Origin of the sequence: Paucibacter aquatile (assembly GCF_002885975.1) — a bacterium.
In the GTDB taxonomy this organism is placed as follows: domain Bacteria; phylum Pseudomonadota; class Gammaproteobacteria; order Burkholderiales; family Burkholderiaceae_C; genus Paucibacter_A; species Paucibacter_A aquatilis.
Window position 1 is genome coordinate 943,030 of the sequence record NZ_POSP01000003.1, and the last position, 15,023, is coordinate 958,052.

8 protein-coding genes and 1 tRNA gene are annotated in these 15,023 nt (G+C 64.7%); 8 read left to right on the top strand and 1 reads right to left on the bottom strand.

Annotated elements, in window-relative coordinates:
- The first annotated feature begins 22 nt into the window (after nucleotides 1–22).
- The 5 genes from C1O66_RS07365 (at nucleotide 23) to C1O66_RS24590 (ending at nucleotide 9,030) form a co-directional block, all read left to right on the top strand.
- The gene (locus C1O66_RS07365) at nucleotides 23–2,149 is read left to right on the top strand and encodes a chemotaxis protein CheA (RefSeq protein WP_102767285.1); all 2,127 of its coding nucleotides are present in this window, start codon (nucleotides 23–25) and stop codon (nucleotides 2,147–2,149) included.
- Between the two features lie 47 nt (nucleotides 2,150–2,196).
- Entirely contained in the window at nucleotides 2,197–4,050 is a 1,854-nt protein-coding gene (locus C1O66_RS24585) for a methyl-accepting chemotaxis protein (RefSeq protein WP_102767286.1), read from the top strand.
- A 59-nt stretch (nucleotides 4,051–4,109) separates the two neighbouring features.
- The gene (locus C1O66_RS07375; protein ID WP_102767287.1) at nucleotides 4,110–4,640 is read left to right on the top strand and encodes a chemotaxis protein CheW; all 531 of its coding nucleotides are present in this window, start codon (nucleotides 4,110–4,112) and stop codon (nucleotides 4,638–4,640) included.
- A gap of 97 nt (nucleotides 4,641–4,737) precedes the next feature.
- On the top strand, nucleotides 4,738–6,933 hold the full coding sequence (locus tag C1O66_RS07380; RefSeq protein WP_102767288.1) for a methyl-accepting chemotaxis protein: 2,196 nt from the start codon (nucleotides 4,738–4,740) through the stop codon (nucleotides 6,931–6,933).
- Between the two features lie 51 nt (nucleotides 6,934–6,984).
- On the top strand, nucleotides 6,985–9,030 hold the full coding sequence (locus tag C1O66_RS24590; protein ID WP_102767289.1) for a methyl-accepting chemotaxis protein: 2,046 nt from the start codon (nucleotides 6,985–6,987) through the stop codon (nucleotides 9,028–9,030).
- Between the two features lie 150 nt (nucleotides 9,031–9,180).
- Here C1O66_RS24590 and C1O66_RS07390 read toward each other — a convergent pair whose 3' ends face one another.
- Nucleotides 9,181–11,754 (bottom strand): ABC transporter permease, encoded by a 2,574-nt coding sequence (locus C1O66_RS07390; RefSeq protein ID WP_165794696.1) that lies wholly within the window; start codon nucleotides 11,752–11,754, stop codon nucleotides 9,181–9,183.
- A 176-nt stretch (nucleotides 11,755–11,930) separates the two neighbouring features.
- Between C1O66_RS07390 and C1O66_RS07395 the strand changes: the two genes are divergently transcribed.
- The 3 genes from C1O66_RS07395 to C1O66_RS07405 all read left to right on the top strand — a co-directional run bounded on the left by C1O66_RS07395 (nucleotide 11,931) and on the right by C1O66_RS07405 (nucleotide 14,983).
- Entirely contained in the window at nucleotides 11,931–12,824 is an 894-nt protein-coding gene (locus C1O66_RS07395; RefSeq protein ID WP_207795915.1) for a dioxygenase family protein, read from the top strand.
- 57 nt (nucleotides 12,825–12,881) lie between these two features.
- Nucleotides 12,882–12,955: transfer RNA gene (locus C1O66_RS07400), tRNA-Gly, on the top strand.
- 84 nt (nucleotides 12,956–13,039) lie between these two features.
- Nucleotides 13,040–14,983, top strand: a complete 1,944-nt coding sequence (locus C1O66_RS07405; protein ID WP_133155126.1) for a site-specific integrase — start codon at nucleotides 13,040–13,042, stop codon at nucleotides 14,981–14,983.
- Nucleotides 14,984–15,023: the final 40 nt, after the last annotated feature.

A 15,023-nucleotide genomic window follows, 5' to 3' on the forward strand; every position in this document is an offset into this window, starting at 1 on the left:
GCTCACCACACTGGAGTAAAGCATGGGAGATATGACCTCCGAGGGCGCCAGCCTGAGCGCCGGCATTGACCTGAGCCAGTTTTATCAAGTCTTCTTCGAGGAAGCGGCCGAGAACCTCGACACCATGGAACAGCTGCTGCTGAACCTGAATGTCGAAACCGCCGACGACGAAGAGCTCAACGCCATCTTCCGCTGCGCCCACTCGATCAAGGGCGGCGCCGCCACCTTCGGCTTCAGCGATGTCGCGGAGCTGACCCACCAGATGGAAACGCTGCTGGACAAGCTGCGTCGCCACGAACTGCAAGCCACCTCGCCCATGGTCGATGTGCTGCTGCAGTCGGGCGACGCTTTGCGCGCTCAGCTCGGTCGCCACCAGGGCTCCGGCGCGGACGCGGTGGACACCAGCGATTTGCTGGCCAGCATCCGCAGCTTTGTTGAAGGTGAGCAGGTCGCACCCGCCCCGGCCGCCACTCCCGCTCCAGCACCCAAAGCCGCACCAGCGCCCGCGCCCAAGGCCGCCGCGCCGGCCAAACCGACCGCGCGCGAGCTCGAGCTGCAAGTCGGCCCGCTCAGCGACTTGAGCCTGGCCGACAACCTGGTCGAGCTGTTCAAGGAAATCACCGACCTCGGCACCATCGAGCCGCTGGACGGTGGGGTGGCCGCGGACGGCATCCGCCGCTTCAAGATCCTGACCGGCAGCTCGGACAACGACCTGCTGGATCTCTTCACCTTCCACGTCGCCCGTGAACAGGTCAAGCTGACGCCCTTCGGCCCCGGCTTCGGCTTCCACGCCGACGCGCCTGGCGCTCCGGCGGCCGAGGAAAAGGACAACGACCCCGGCTACGGCTTCTTCGACAACGCCCCTGGCGTGCCCGATGCACCGGAAGCCAGCACCGAACTCAAAGTGCAGGCCGAAGTCGCCAAGCCGGTGGTGGCCGCGGCCCCTGCCGTCAAGGCCGAGGCACGCCCGGCTGCCGCAGGCATGGAGCAATCCACCCTGCGTGTGTCCATCGAAAAGGTGGATCAGCTGATCAACCTGGTCGGCGAGCTGGTGATCACGCAAGCCATGCTGGCGCAGAACAGCCGCGACCTGGCGCCGGGCCTGTACCAGCAGCTGGCCTCGGGCCTGGCCGATCTGGAGCGCAACACCCGCGACTTGCAAGAGTCGGTGATGTCGATCCGCATGATTCCCATGTCGGTCGTGTTCAACCGCTTCCCGCGCATGCTGCGCGATCTGGCCGCCAAGCTGGGCAAGAAGGTCGAGCTGGTCACCCAGGGTGAAGCCACCGAGCTGGACAAGAGCCTGGTCGAAAAGATCACCGACCCGCTGACCCACCTGGTGCGCAACAGCTGCGACCACGGCATCGAACAGCCGGCCGACCGGATCGCCAAAGGCAAGCCCGAGCAAGGCACCATCACCCTGGTCGCTTCGCATCAGGGCGGCTCCATCGTCATCGAAGTGCGCGACGACGGCCGTGGCCTGAACCGCGAGAAGCTGATCAAGAAGGCCCGCGAAAAAGGCATCGACGCGCCTGACACCATGACCGATGCCGAGGTCTGGGGCCTGATCTTCGCACCCGGCTTCTCCACCGCCGACCAGGTCACCGATGTTTCCGGCCGCGGTGTGGGCATGGACGTGGTGAAGAAGAACATCACCTCGCTGGGCGGCACGGTCGAGATCGACTCCGCCGAAGGCTACGGCATGAAGGTCTCGGTGCGTCTGCCGCTGACCCTGGCCATCATGGACGGCATGAGCGTGGGCGTGGGCGAAGAGGTCTACATCCTGCCGCTGTCCTCGGTGGTCGAGTCCTTCCAGGTGCAAGCCGACACCATCAAGACGGTGGCCGGCTCCGGCCGCGTGGTTGAAGTGCGCGACGAGTACATGCCGGTGATCGGCCTGGAGACCATCTTCAACGTGCCCCGCTTCGACTTCGAACATGTCTCTTCCATCATGGTGGTGGTTGAGGCTGAAGGCGGACGTGTGGCCCTGCTGGTGGACGAGTTGCTCGGCCAGCAGCAGGTGGTGGTCAAGAACCTGGAAGCCAATTACCGCAAGGTCAATGACGTCTCTGGCGCCACCATCATGGGCGATGGACGGGTGGCGCTGATTCTGGACGTTGGCAGCCTGGTACGCCGCTCGCGGCACTGAATGCCCGGGCCTGAGCGCTTTTTCGAAATGAACGATAGAGGTAATCGATGAACCTGAGCGCCATGCTCCGCATGTTCAGCATCCGCACCCGCATGATCGGAGCCATCGCCATGGTTTTGACACTGCTGGTGATCGTCGGCGGCGTCGGTCTGTACGGTATGAACTCGTTGCGCGGTCAAAGCAAGCAGCTGGCCGACAAGTCCGTGGTGGATGCCAAGCACATGACCCTGATGGTCCAGGCCATGGGCAATCTGCGGCGCTTTGAGAAGGACATGGTCATCACCCATGCCCAACCCGATGAGGTCAAAAGCTATCACCAGAAGTGGGTCGAGGCTCGCAAGGCCCTGGAAGAAAACACCAAGGCCTTGATGGTCGGCCACGATGACGCCAACAACCGCGTCATGGGTCAGATCATGCCTCTGATGACGGACTATGTTGCCAAGGCTCAACCGGTTCTGGCCCAGCTTGAAACCGGCAGCGTCTCCAGCGCGGCTGAAGCGAACAACGCACTGAAAGCAGCCAAGGACCATGCCCAAGAAGCAGAGAAGCTGCTGAACGAGCTGCGCCAGTCTCTTGAGCAGGACACGGCGAAATCGCTGCAGGCCAGCGAGTCCACCCAGAGCACGGTGTTCACCGTGTTCATTGCCGTGCTGATTCTCAGCTCGGTGATCGTGGTACCGCTGACCCTGCTGAATATGCAGAGCATCTGTACGCCCCTGGCCGAAGCCGGTGCACTGGCCGATGCGATTGCCAAGGGTGACCTGACCATGAGCGCGCAAGAGGTCGTGGGCCAGGATGAGGCCTCGCACCTGATGAACTCGCTGCAGAACATGCAGCAGGCCCTGCAAAGCCTGGTCGGCCATCTGCGCATCTCGGCGGACAGCATTCGCACCGCTTCGGTCGAGATTGCCACCGGCAACCAGGACCTGTCCGGCCGCACCGAGCAGACCGCCTCCAACCTGCAGCAGGCCGCGTCTTCGATGGTTCAGCTGACCGGCACGGTCAAACAGACGGCCGACTCAGCACGCACCGCCAACCAGTTGGCCAACTCGGCCTCGGGCGCCGCGGCCAAGGGCGGCGAGGTGGTGGGCCAGGTCGTGGCCACCATGGACGAGATCAACGCCAGCTCCAAGAAGATCAGCGACATCATCGGCGTGATCGATGGCATCGCCTTCCAGACCAACATCCTGGCCCTGAACGCCGCCGTGGAAGCAGCGCGTGCCGGTGAGCAGGGCCGCGGCTTTGCCGTGGTGGCCAGCGAAGTGCGCAGCCTGGCACAACGCAGCGCCGAGGCTGCACGCGAGATCAAGACCCTGATCGGGGCCAGCGTCGAGCGAGTGGAAACCGGCTCGCGTCTGGTGCAGGAAGCCGGCAGTTCCATGACCGACATCGTCACCAGCGTGCAGCGCGTCAGCGACATCATTGGCGAGATCTCGGCCGCGGCCAGCGAGCAGAGCGACGGCATCGGTCAAGTCAATCAGTCGGTGGTACAGCTGGACCAGATGACCCAGCAGAACGCGGCCCTGGTCGAAGAGTCGGCGGCGGCGGCGGAAAGCCTCAAGGACCAGGCCGAACGCCTGGCCGAAGCAGTCGATCGCTTCAAGGTCAATGCCGATGCCAAACCCGGCTCGGCGACCGGCTTCGGCGCCGGCAAATCGCTGGGCAGCGTGAAATCTTCCGGAAACAAACCTGCTGCGAGCAGTTCGGGCGGCAGCCTGGGGGCCAGGAGCGGGGCAAGCTCCAGCCACCATGGAGCGCATGCATCGAGCAAGACCGCAGCCAGCCCGCGCCCAGCAACATCGGCCACGAGCACGGCTCCAGCCTCGGTTCGTGCGCCGGCCCCGGCCCGCGCACCAGCCCCGCAGCCGGCACAGGCCGAAGGCGATTGGGAATCTTTCTGATCACCGCCTCCTCGATTCACGAGCAATTTGTCAAACCCGCACACCACACGAGGTAAGCCATGGAAACCACCCGAGACAACGTGCCGGCCTTGCGCCAGGACACTGGCAACCTGGCCCTGAAAGCGCACGGCCCGGCCAGTGGCGAATACCTGACCTTCCGTTTGGGTGCCGAGGAATACGGCATCGACATCCTGAAGGTTCAGGAAATCCGCTCCTATGAACCGCCCACCCGCATTGCCAATGCGCCGGACTTCATCAAGGGCGTGGTCAATCTGCGCGGCGTCATCGTGCCCATCGTTGATCTGCGCTTGAAGCTGGGCTGTCCCAGCGCCGAGTACAACAGCTTCACCGTGGTGATCGTGCTCAATGTGCGCAACCGCGTGGTCGGCGCGGTGGTCGACTCGGTCAGCGATGTGCTCGAACTGAATCGAGATGCGATCCGCCCGGCGCCAGAAATGAGCTCGGCCTCGGTCGACACCAGCTTCATCACCGGCATCGGCACCGTCAGCGAGCGCATGTTGATCTTGATGGACATCGAAGGCCTGATGAGCAGCGCCGACATGGGCTTGATGGACTCCCTGGCCATGTAAGCCTATCCCGCGCCGGCCCAGGTAGCGGGATGCCATGACCCGCTGCCGGATCACGCAGCGGCGCACCACTCTTCGAAGACTTCGTTGGAGCAGCAAAATGGCATCAGGTGTGACCTCGATCGCACGGCGCGTCTCTCTGGTGGGCGTGATCGCCCTGGCCGCATCACTTCTGACGGTCAGCGGCGCTGTCAGCATCCTCCTCACCCAGGTTGCCCATGACCGGGTGACCAGCTGGGTCGGCGACAAGACCCAATCCCTGGTCGATTCGATGACGGCCATGGACGATGTGGCCAAGACCATGGTGCAGCAAAGCTATGGCACCTTCCGCCAGGAGTTCGGTCCGGTCTTCCAGCTCGACGAAAGCACCGGCGACCTGCGCGACTGGGGCCCCAAGCTCAACGGCAACACCACCCAGGTCGACAAATTCGCCGGCACCACAGGCGGTGCGGCGTCGATCTTCGCCCTCAAGGGTGATGACTTCATCCGCATCACCTCTTCGTTGAAGAACGCAGCCGGCGAGCGCAACACGGCGCCGCTGGGCAAAAGCCACCCCGGCTATGCCACGCTGATGCAGGGTAAGCCCTTCGCCGGCCGGGTGGTGCTGGAGGGCAAGGTTTACATGGCCTACTACGACCCGATCAAGAGCGAGGCAGGCAAGATCATCGGTCTGCTGGCCATTGCCCTCGATATGGAGGGCTTCCAGAAGGCCATGGACAAGATGGCGGCTGATGCCAAGTTCTTCGAATCGGGGGGTACCTATGCCGTGGCCGCCGATGCCGACGGCAAGAATGCCCGCCTGGTCTCCCACCCCACGGCCAAGAACAAGCTGGCCAGCGAGGTGAGCCCCGAGTTCGACAAGTTCATGGCGGCCCTGATCGCCTCCAAGGACGGCGTCGTTGAGGACGCACCTGACGTGCTCAATGGCAAGGGCGGAAGCTATTTCGCCGTCGGGCGCCGCAACCCGCAGGGCGGCTTCTGGATCATTGCCCAGGTATCGCCGAGCGAGTCCATGGCCTCGCACTGGGCCACCATGGTGCCTTTCTGGATCATGCTGACCCTGACCACGGCCGGCCTCGGCTTCGGCCTGTTCTGGATGATGCGCAATTGGGTCAGCAAGCCGCTGAGCGATTTGACCGAGGCGATCAGCTCCATCGCCCAGGGAGACTTGTCGGCCTCGGTGAGCAGCCAGCGCCATGACGAAATCGGCCTGCTGATCCAGCAGACCGAAGCCATGCGCGGGCGCTTGGCAGAGACCATCGGTACCGTGCGCCAGTCCTCCGACTCGATTGGCACGGCCAGCGCCGAGATTGCCTCGGGCAACCAGGATTTGAGCCAACGCACCGAACAAACGGCGTCGAACCTGCAACTGGCCGCCTCCTCCATGGCCGAGCTGACTGGCACAGTCAAGCAGACCGCCGACTCCGCCATGACGGCCAACCAGCTCGTATCCTCGGCCGCCAGCGCCGCAGCCAAGGGTGGTCAGGTGGTGGGCCAGGTGGTGGCCACCATGGACGAGATCAACACCAGCTCGCGCAAGATCAACGACATCATCGGCGTCATCGATGGCATTGCCTTCCAGACCAATATCCTGGCCTTGAACGCGGCCGTGGAAGCGGCGCGCGCGGGCGAACAAGGTCGCGGCTTCGCTGTGGTGGCCAGCGAGGTGCGCAGCTTGGCCCAGCGCAGCGCCGAAGCAGCCAAGGAGATCAAGACCCTGATTGGCGCCAGCGTCGAGCGGGTTGAAGTGGGATCTCGCCTGGTCAACGAGGCCGGCAGCTCGATGACCGACATCGTCTCCAGCGTGCAGCGCGTGCAGGACATCATTGGTGAGATCACCGCGGCCGCCAGCGAGCAAAGCGAGGGCATCGGCCAGGTCAACCAATCGGTGGTGCAACTGGACCAGATGACACAGCAGAACGCCGCCCTGGTGGAGGAGTCCGCCGCCGCGGCCGAAAGCCTGCGCGATCAGGCCCAGCGCCTGATCGAAGCCGTGTCGGTGTTCCGCCTGGCACAAGGCCACCATGTAGCGAGCACAGCGCCGAGCCGTCGACCTGCACCGCAAAGCTCCACAGCCAATGCCACGGGCACTACCAAGGCGAAACCGGCAGCCTCAACTTCGCATCGTGCTGCGAACAAGACGAGCACCACGGCAAAAGCGAGAAGCAAGCCGACCGGCGGCGAGAGCACCAGCCCCCCTGCCCCGGCCCCTGCGCCCTCAGCCCGCTCGGCACCCGCGCCCGCTCCACGTGCTTCGACCCCAGCCGCTCAAGAAGGAGACTGGGAAAGCTTCTGAGCCTGCATCCGTTTCGTCGTTCCCCCGCATCTCCAGCAAGGACTCTTCTTCATGTTTGATTCCATCAAGACACGCTTGACCGCGCTGAGCATTGTGGTGGTGGTGCTCACCCTGAGCCTGGCCACGATCGCCAACTATGTGATCGTCCGCGGTCACACCTACACCACCGAGCTGGCCAGCCTGGATGCCTTGGCGGCGGGCCGCGCGGCGGCCATCAACCAATGGGTGACCATGCAGCGCGACATCGTCACCTCCATGGTGCCGGCCGCGGCCGAGGCCGACCCCAAGCCCTATTTGGTGCAGGCGGCCAAGTCAGGCCGCTTGGAGGCAAGCTATATCGGCCATGCCGACAAGCGCATGCTGTTCAACACCCCCCAGGAACTGCCGCCCGGCTATGACCCAACCGGCCGACCCTGGTACACCCTGGCCTCCAACGCCAGCGGGCCGGTGATCACCGAGCCCTATATGGACGCCGCGCGCAAGCTGCTGGTGGTGACCTTCGCCGTGGCCGTCAAAGAAGGCGGCAGCACCAAGGCTGTGGCGGCCACCGATGTGTTCCTGAACGAGGTCTCGGCCACGGTCAAGGCCATCAAGCCGACGCCGAATGGTTTTGCGTTTCTGATGTCCAGCAAGGGAACCTTGGTCGCCCACCCGAATGCCGAACTGGCCCTGAAGCCGGTCAGCGAGCTCTCCCCGCAGTTGGACGCCAAGGCCCTGAAACAGGTGCAGGAAGCTGGAGCACCCTGGGTCGATGCCACCATCGGCAACCAGGACTTCCTGCTGCGCGGCGTGGCCATTCCCAACACCGACTGGGTGCTGGTGGTGGCAGCCGATCGCAGCGAAGCGCTGGCCTCGCTGAGCTCGCTGCTGCGCACCGCGGCCATCGTGTTGGTCGTGGTGATGGTGCTGGCAGGCGCGCTGATGACCACGGTGATCTCCACCATGCTCAGTGGCCTGGACCGTGTGCGCGCCGCGCTCGACGAAATCAGTGCCGGTGGCGGCGATCTGACGCAGCGCCTGCCCGAGGCCGGCCGCGACGAGATCTCGCGCATTGCCGGCTCCTTCAATATGTTTGCCGAGAAGATTCAGCGCATCCTGCTCGATGTGCGCTCCGCCAGCAATTCCATCTCCACGGCCTCCAGCGAGATCGCCCTGGGCGCCCAAGACCTGTCGCAGCGCACCGAGCAAACCGCCTCCAATCTGCAACAGGCGGCCTCGTCGATGGAGCAACTGACCGGCACCGTGCGCCAGACGGCCGATGCCGCGCAGACCGCCAATCAGCTGGCCTCCTCGGCCTCCTCGGCCGCGGCCAAGGGCGGTGAGGTCGTCAGCCAGGTGGTCACCACCATGGACGAGATCAACAACAGCTCCAAGAAGATCAGCGACATCATCGGCGTGATCGATGGCATCGCCTTCCAGACCAATATCCTGGCCTTGAACGCGGCCGTGGAAGCAGCGCGAGCCGGCGAACAAGGCCGCGGCTTCGCCGTGGTGGCCAGCGAAGTGCGCAGCCTGGCTCAGCGCTCGGCCGAAGCCGCCAAGGAAATCAAGGGCCTGATCGGCGCCAGCGTCGACCGAGTCGAAGTGGGCTCCAAGCTGGTGGAAGCGGCCGGCGCCTCGATGAACGACATCGTCTCCAGCGTGCAACGCGTGACAGACATCATCGGCGAGATCACCGCGGCCGCGAGCGAGCAAAGCGATGGCATCGGCCAGGTCAATGGCGCCGTGGTGCAGCTCGATCAGATGACGCAGCAGAACGCAGCCCTGGTGGAAGAATCCGCAGCCGCCGCGGAAAGCCTGAAGGATCAAGCCCATCGCCTGACCGAGGTGGTTTCGGTGTTCCGTCTGGGCAGCGATGAGGGCCATGCGCGCAGCGCCGCCAGCGCCCCACGCCCGGCCAGCAAGCCGGCCGGTAGCGCCAGCAGCAGCGGCAGCAGCCACAATGGCAGCGCACACTTCACCAGCAAGCCTGCTGCTGCCAAAGCCCCTGCGGCCAAACCTGCCGCGCGGCCAACACCTTCGGCAAGCAGCAGCACGCCCGCGCCGGCTCCTGCAGCCAAGCCGGCGGACAACGACGACGACTGGCAGTCCTTCTGAGTGCCTGCCGCTGGCTGAGCCAGCGCAGCGGCAGCACCAACATCAGAATCATCAAAGCGGGCCGCATCAAGCGGCCCGCAGTCATTTCCGGCCCGGCATAAACGAGGAAGCCCCTGGAAGCGGTTGCCCCGCCCTGCCCTGCGTTCGCAGCTACTGTGTGTCGGCCTCGCGCAAGGTCTGCATCACCGGCCGGCGCAGCACGCCGCGCAGGCTCCACCATCCCGCCAACTGGGCCAGCACGGCACCGGCCAGCATGCTGAACAACGGCACCCAGAAGTTCAAACTCCAGGCAAAACCGAAGACAAAACGCGCCAGCAAGGCGCCCAGCAAAACGGCCACCGCGCCGGCCAAGAAGCCGGCCAGAGCGCCCACCCCCAGCAATTCGGCGCGCTGCACCCGGGCCAGCAACTGGGAGCTGGCACCCAGCGCCCGCATCAAGGCGAATTCGCGGGTGCGGGCCTCGCGCGTGCTGCCCACCGAGGCCAGCAGCACGACCAGGCCGGTGGCCAGCGTGAAGCCGAACAAGAGCTGCACCGCCTGGATCACTTGGTTCAGCACCGACTGCACCTGCTTGAGCTGGGCCGACACATCGACCACGGTCAGATTGGGCATGGCACGGCTGAGCTCGCGATCCAGGCTCGATTCGGCCGGCGCATGGAAGGCAGACACCCAGCTGGCGGGCAGATCGGCCATGGTCTTGCGAGGAAACAGCACAAAAAAGTTCACCCGCATGGAGGACCAATCGACCTTGCGCATGGAGGTGATGCGCCCCTCCACCGGCAGGCCAGCAACATCAAAACGCAGGCGATCACCGAGCTTGAGCCCCAGGGTTTCGGCCAGGCCCTGCTCCACGCTCAGACCATCGGCCTCGTCCACCACCCATTGACCTTGAACCACGCTGTTGTGCGACATCAGCTCGGCGCTGTGGCTGAGGTTGAACTCGCGCTCCACCAGGCGCTGCGCCCGCTCGTCCTTGTACATGGCAGGCTTGACGGTCTGATCGTTGATGCTGAGCAGGCGGCCACGGATCATGGGGAAGAGGTCGTAGGTTTTCACCCCCGCGCCTTCGATCTGGGTGCGGAAGGCCGGCACCTGATCCCCCTGGAGGTTGATCACAAAGCGGTCAGGGGCATTGGCCGGCGTCGCCTTGAGCCAGCTGTCGATCAAATCCGTGCGCAGCAACACCAGCAGGGCCAGCGCCAACAAGCCCACCGCCAAGGACGAAACCTGCACGACGGCAAAGCCCGGGCGCGCCGCGACCTGGCGCGTGGCCAACAGCAACCAGCGCGGCACGGCAGCGCTGGCGGCGCCCTGCCCGCTCAAGGGCACCCAGCGCTTGAGCACACGCACCGCCAACCAGGCCATGCCGGCGAACAAACCCAGCGCCAGCGCAAAGCCACCGGCCGCAATCAATCCCAGGCTGAGCTCACCGGCCAGCACCATCAAGATGCCGGCAAAACCCAACACACCGGCCACCAGCACCAGGGTGGAACCAGCCTTGAGCCCACCCAGATCGCGCCGGATGACGCGCAGCGCCGGCACGGCCGCCAGCTGCAGCACGGGCGGCAGGCCAAAGCCCATCAACAGGCTCAGGCCCAGACCCAGGCCCAAGGTCGCGGGCCAGAAGGACGGCGCCGGCAGGCTGACTTCGAACAGGCCCGAGAGCAAGCCCACGAAGGCGAAATGCAAGCCCAGGCCCAGCAGCACACCGATCAGGCTGGCCGTCAGGCCCGCCAGGGCGAACTCAATGCTGTAGGCCCAGGCGATGCGGCGCTGGGCCTGGCCCAGCACCCGCAGCATGGCGCAATCGTCCAGATGGCGGCCCGCAAAGTCACGCGCAGCCAGTGCCACCGCCACCGCGGCCAGCAGGGCCGAGAGCATGGCCACCAGCTTGAGGAACTTGGTCGCCCGGTCCAGGGTCTGGCGCATCTCGGGTCGGCCGCTGTCCAGCGAGTCCAGCCGCACCCCGCGCCAGGCGGACGACGCAATCAAAGCCTTGGCCCGCTCCACGAACTGGTTCACCGCCTGGGCTCGCGGCGCGGGCTGCTCGCCGCGGGCCAGTGCGGCCACAGCCAGGCGGTAGGTCACCCGGCTGCCGGGTTGGATCAGGGCAGTGGCGGCCAGATCGGCCTCCGCCAGCATCAGGCGAGGCGCAAAATTCAAGAAGCCGGCGCCACGGTCGGGCTCGGTGACGATGACGCCGCCGACCTTGAGCGAGGCATCGCCAAGCAAAAGGCTGTCACCGAGGCGGATTTGCAGCGAATCCAGCACGGCCGCATCCACCCAGACCTCACCAGGCTTGGGCGCCCCCACCCGCCGGCCATCGGCCAACAGCAGCTGACCGCGCAGGGGATACGCAGCCCCGACCGACTTCACCGCCACCAGGCGATTGCGCCCGCCCTGGGCCTCGCTGGCGCGCGCCATGCTGGGGAAATTGGCACTCAGGGTGGCGGTCAAACCCAGTTCCTGGGCCAAGTCTTGCAAGGCCTGCGGCACCGGCTGGTCGGCCAGCAACACGGCATCGCCGCCAATCAACTGCGCGGCATCGCGGCGCAAGCCCTGCTCGAGACGGTCGGACAGAAAGCTCACCGCACACAAGGCCGCCACCGCCAACGCCACCGCCAGCATCAGCAAACGGAGCTCGCCGGCCCGCCAATCGCGCCAGAGCTGGCGCCAGGCCATGCGCAGCACATGGGGAGGGCGGGCGGGCTGGAGCGAGGGCATGGGCGGCACGGCGGACACGGCAGAGCTTGAATTCATGGCTCGGACTGTAGCGAGTCCCCGCAAGCGCTGCTGTTCGTCAGGACATATCGGCCGGGCGAACGAACATGCAAGCCGGCTGAATGCTGTGTTCAGCCCCATGCGCCCCAGAAAAACCTGAGCGGGCGTCCAATCAAGCCATGAACACCGCCGCCCTGATCCGCCGCTTCCCCAGCCTTTTCCTCTCGCATGGCTCACCCATGACCGCGCTGGAGGCCCACGAGACCGGCCCCTTCTGGCAACAGCTGGGGCGCAGCCTGGAAGCGCGGCACGGCCGCCCCAAAGCCATCCTCATCATCTCGGCCCACACGGCGGCGCGGCAGCCGGTCTTACTGGCCGGACCGCGCCATGAGGCCATCTACGACTTTGGCGGCTTCGACCCGCGGCTGCGCAGCCTGCGCTACGACGCACCCGGCGCCCCCGCGCTGGCGCTTGAAGTGCAAGCCCTGGCCGCTCAAGCTGGCATCACCGTGCATTCACTGCCACAGGGTGGCCTCGACCATGGCATCTGGGTCCCCTTGCGCGCGATGTACCCGGGCGCCGACATCCCCGTGCTGCCCCTGGCCTTTGTGCCTTCGCAAAGCCCCGGCCAGCAGTTTGCATTGGGCGAGGCGCTTCAGTCCTTGAGCGAAACCCAGGGCGTGCTGGTGATTGGCAGCGGCAGCCTGACCCACAACCTCGGTCTGGTGTTTGCCGGCGGGCAGATGCCGCCTATCGATGCGCCCGAGCTGCCGGCCTCCGCTGCATTCCGAGAGTGGTGGGAAGCCCGCAGCCTGGCACGCGACTGGCCGGCCCTGCTGGACTACCGCCAGCAAGCCCCGCACGCCGTGGACATGCACCCCTCCGACGAACACCTGCTGCCTTGGTTTGTCGCCGCCGGCGCCGCCGGGCGCACGCATGCACCGCAGCGCATCCACAGCGCATTGACCTACGGCAGCCTGGGCATGGATGCCTACGCCTTCGGGCCCGAGGCACAGGGCCTGGCCGAGGCACTGGCCGCAACTTCACCGGCAGAGAGCCAGGGCAAGGACTGACCCCAGGGCGCGAGCCAGGGTCTCGCTATACTTCCCCCGCACTTCCAGATACGCACCGCGGGCGTAGCTCAATGGCAGAGCTGAAGCTTCCCAAGCTTAAGACGAGGGTTCGATTCCCTTCGCCCGCTCCACGTCTCTACAAGTGATTGATCCGCAACAGGATTGTCCCGAATCAACCTCCTGATACGTCGCCCTGCTACAAAGCGGAGTGATACATGGATGGTTTGTTTCGACGAGGCGGCACCTGGTACGCCCGGCTCGTCATCCCACGCGATCTTCGATCGAAGCTGGGCAAAACAGAATTTGTCGCGAGTACGCGCTGCCACGAGCAAGTGATGGCCAAGCTGGTCGCTAGCAACCTACTTGCTGGCTGGCGACGACGTATCGCAGATCTGAACGGAATACTCACCCAATCCATGGAACTCGAACGACTGGTCGCCGGCCATCCGGCCCTGACCACTGCGGGATACCTCTCCCTGGCTGACGCTGCAGGCGTCAGCGGCATTGACGTCACCAGACTCCTCCGCGCCGTCGAGGACGGGCAGCTTGCCCTGTTCTATCGTCATCCCAAGGGCATCGCGGGCTTCATGCTGCCCAAAGCAGAATTGGAGGAACTCCGCGGGCCCGGCGAAACGGAAATCATCGTGCCGTCCGCAGCCCAGATGCCATCGAGCGCAGCGCACAAGATCGCCTATGAGCCCCTGAGCGTCCGGGGAGCGGCAACGTTCGCCCGTCTGGCAATGGCTGGTGCACGTGAGCCTTCGGTGCTATTCGATGTGCCCGGCAATCCAACTTTGTGCTTCGCTCCTGAGTCCCCCGTAGACCTACAACAAGAGCACTTCGAACTCCTTGCCCTGGAAGTCGAGCGCCTTCGCGGCAAGTTTGCCGCCACCGTGACCCCCCAGCAACTTGAACTCGCAAGAGCTGGGCGCGCGGTTGAATCAACGCAGAAGTCAAACACCCTGCCCCAGCGCAGAGCATCCGATGCGGTGAATGCCTTCATGCGCGTGCGGCAACTAAAGTGCAGCGAAGATCAAGCAAGGCGAATCCGGGGCGCTTTGGATCTCTTTGTGGAGTTGGAAGGAGACCCTTGGCTGCACGAGGTGACGCCCGAGCGCGTGGACCGCTTTCGCGACGAAAAGCTACCCGGCGTGCCTGCAAACGAAAACAAAGTCCGCCTCCAGTTCAAGAGCTCGTCGATCACCGAATCCATCCAGGCTGTCCGTAACACCGAGTGGCCCCGCATCTCGCCCGCGGAACAGACCAAGCGCCTCACCTGGATCGCCAGCATGTTTGAGTGGCTGAAGCTGAAGCAGTGGATCGACATTGACCCATGTGCGACGCTCGTCGGAGAAAGTGAAGCCAGGTCAAAGCTGCAGCGAATGAAGGAGCGCGCACAGGACGCCCGAGAGAACTTTTCAGCGGAGGATCTGCAACGCATCTTTTCCGCGGGCGAGTGGTTCCAAACTGGGCGAGGTGTCCTGACAAAAGCTGGCACCTACCGCGAGTATTGCCCACACTACTATTGGCTGCCGCTGTTGGGCCTCTTCACAGGCGCACGGATCAATGAGTTGGCCCAACTGCACCTAAGCGATGTTCGCAGCACGCCCGGCGGAGTCTGGTTTTTGGACCTGGCCGTGCTCGACGATGACGATGGGAAGAAGCGACGGAAGAACGCCAACTCGAAGCGACGGGTGCCCATTCATCCCAAATTGATCGCACTGGGCTTCTTGGAATGGAAAGACGCCCTCATGCGTAGCGGGTTCGACAGACTGTTCCCAGAGCTCCGATTCGACCCCGTCAAGGGGTACGGAAAGGCTGCGACCAAATGGTTCAGCAGCTACCTCAATCGACTGGGATTTCCGCGTGACAACACCAAAGTTTTCCACTCGTTCCGGGGCACTTTGGTCACCCACTGCGCGACTAAGCTCAAGCTGACACCCCAGGAAATATCAGTCATCAGCGGGCATGCTCGTGACACCAGCGTTCTGAGCAAGCACTACCTCAAGGACCAATTGCCCGACGATCTGATCACGGCCATTGCTCGCATTGACTTCCCACTTCCGCAGATCGCTGCTTTCGACAGTGAAGCGGGACTGAAGGCGGTGAGGGATGCTCTGGGCAGGAAAAACCGCGGACTTGGGGCAATTGAAGACTGACCGTCAGTGAGCTGCGGCGCCGACCGACGGACGCGGCTAT

Coding starts and splice junctions, on each gene's coding strand:
- C1O66_RS07375 (WP_102767287.1), top strand. CDS start 4,110: ATGGAAACCACCCGAGACAACGTGCCGGCCTTGCGCCAGGACACTGGC.
- C1O66_RS07390 (WP_165794696.1), bottom strand. CDS start 11,754: ATGCCCTCGCTCCAGCCCGCCCGCCCTCCCCATGTGCTGCGCATGGCC.
- C1O66_RS07380 (WP_102767288.1), top strand. CDS start 4,738: ATGGCATCAGGTGTGACCTCGATCGCACGGCGCGTCTCTCTGGTGGGC.
- C1O66_RS07365 (WP_102767285.1), top strand. CDS start 23: ATGGGAGATATGACCTCCGAGGGCGCCAGCCTGAGCGCCGGCATTGAC.
- C1O66_RS07395 (WP_207795915.1), top strand. CDS start 11,931: ATGAACACCGCCGCCCTGATCCGCCGCTTCCCCAGCCTTTTCCTCTCG.
- C1O66_RS07405 (WP_133155126.1), top strand. CDS start 13,040: ATGGATGGTTTGTTTCGACGAGGCGGCACCTGGTACGCCCGGCTCGTC.
- C1O66_RS24585 (WP_102767286.1), top strand. CDS start 2,197: ATGAACCTGAGCGCCATGCTCCGCATGTTCAGCATCCGCACCCGCATG.
- C1O66_RS24590 (WP_102767289.1), top strand. CDS start 6,985: ATGTTTGATTCCATCAAGACACGCTTGACCGCGCTGAGCATTGTGGTG.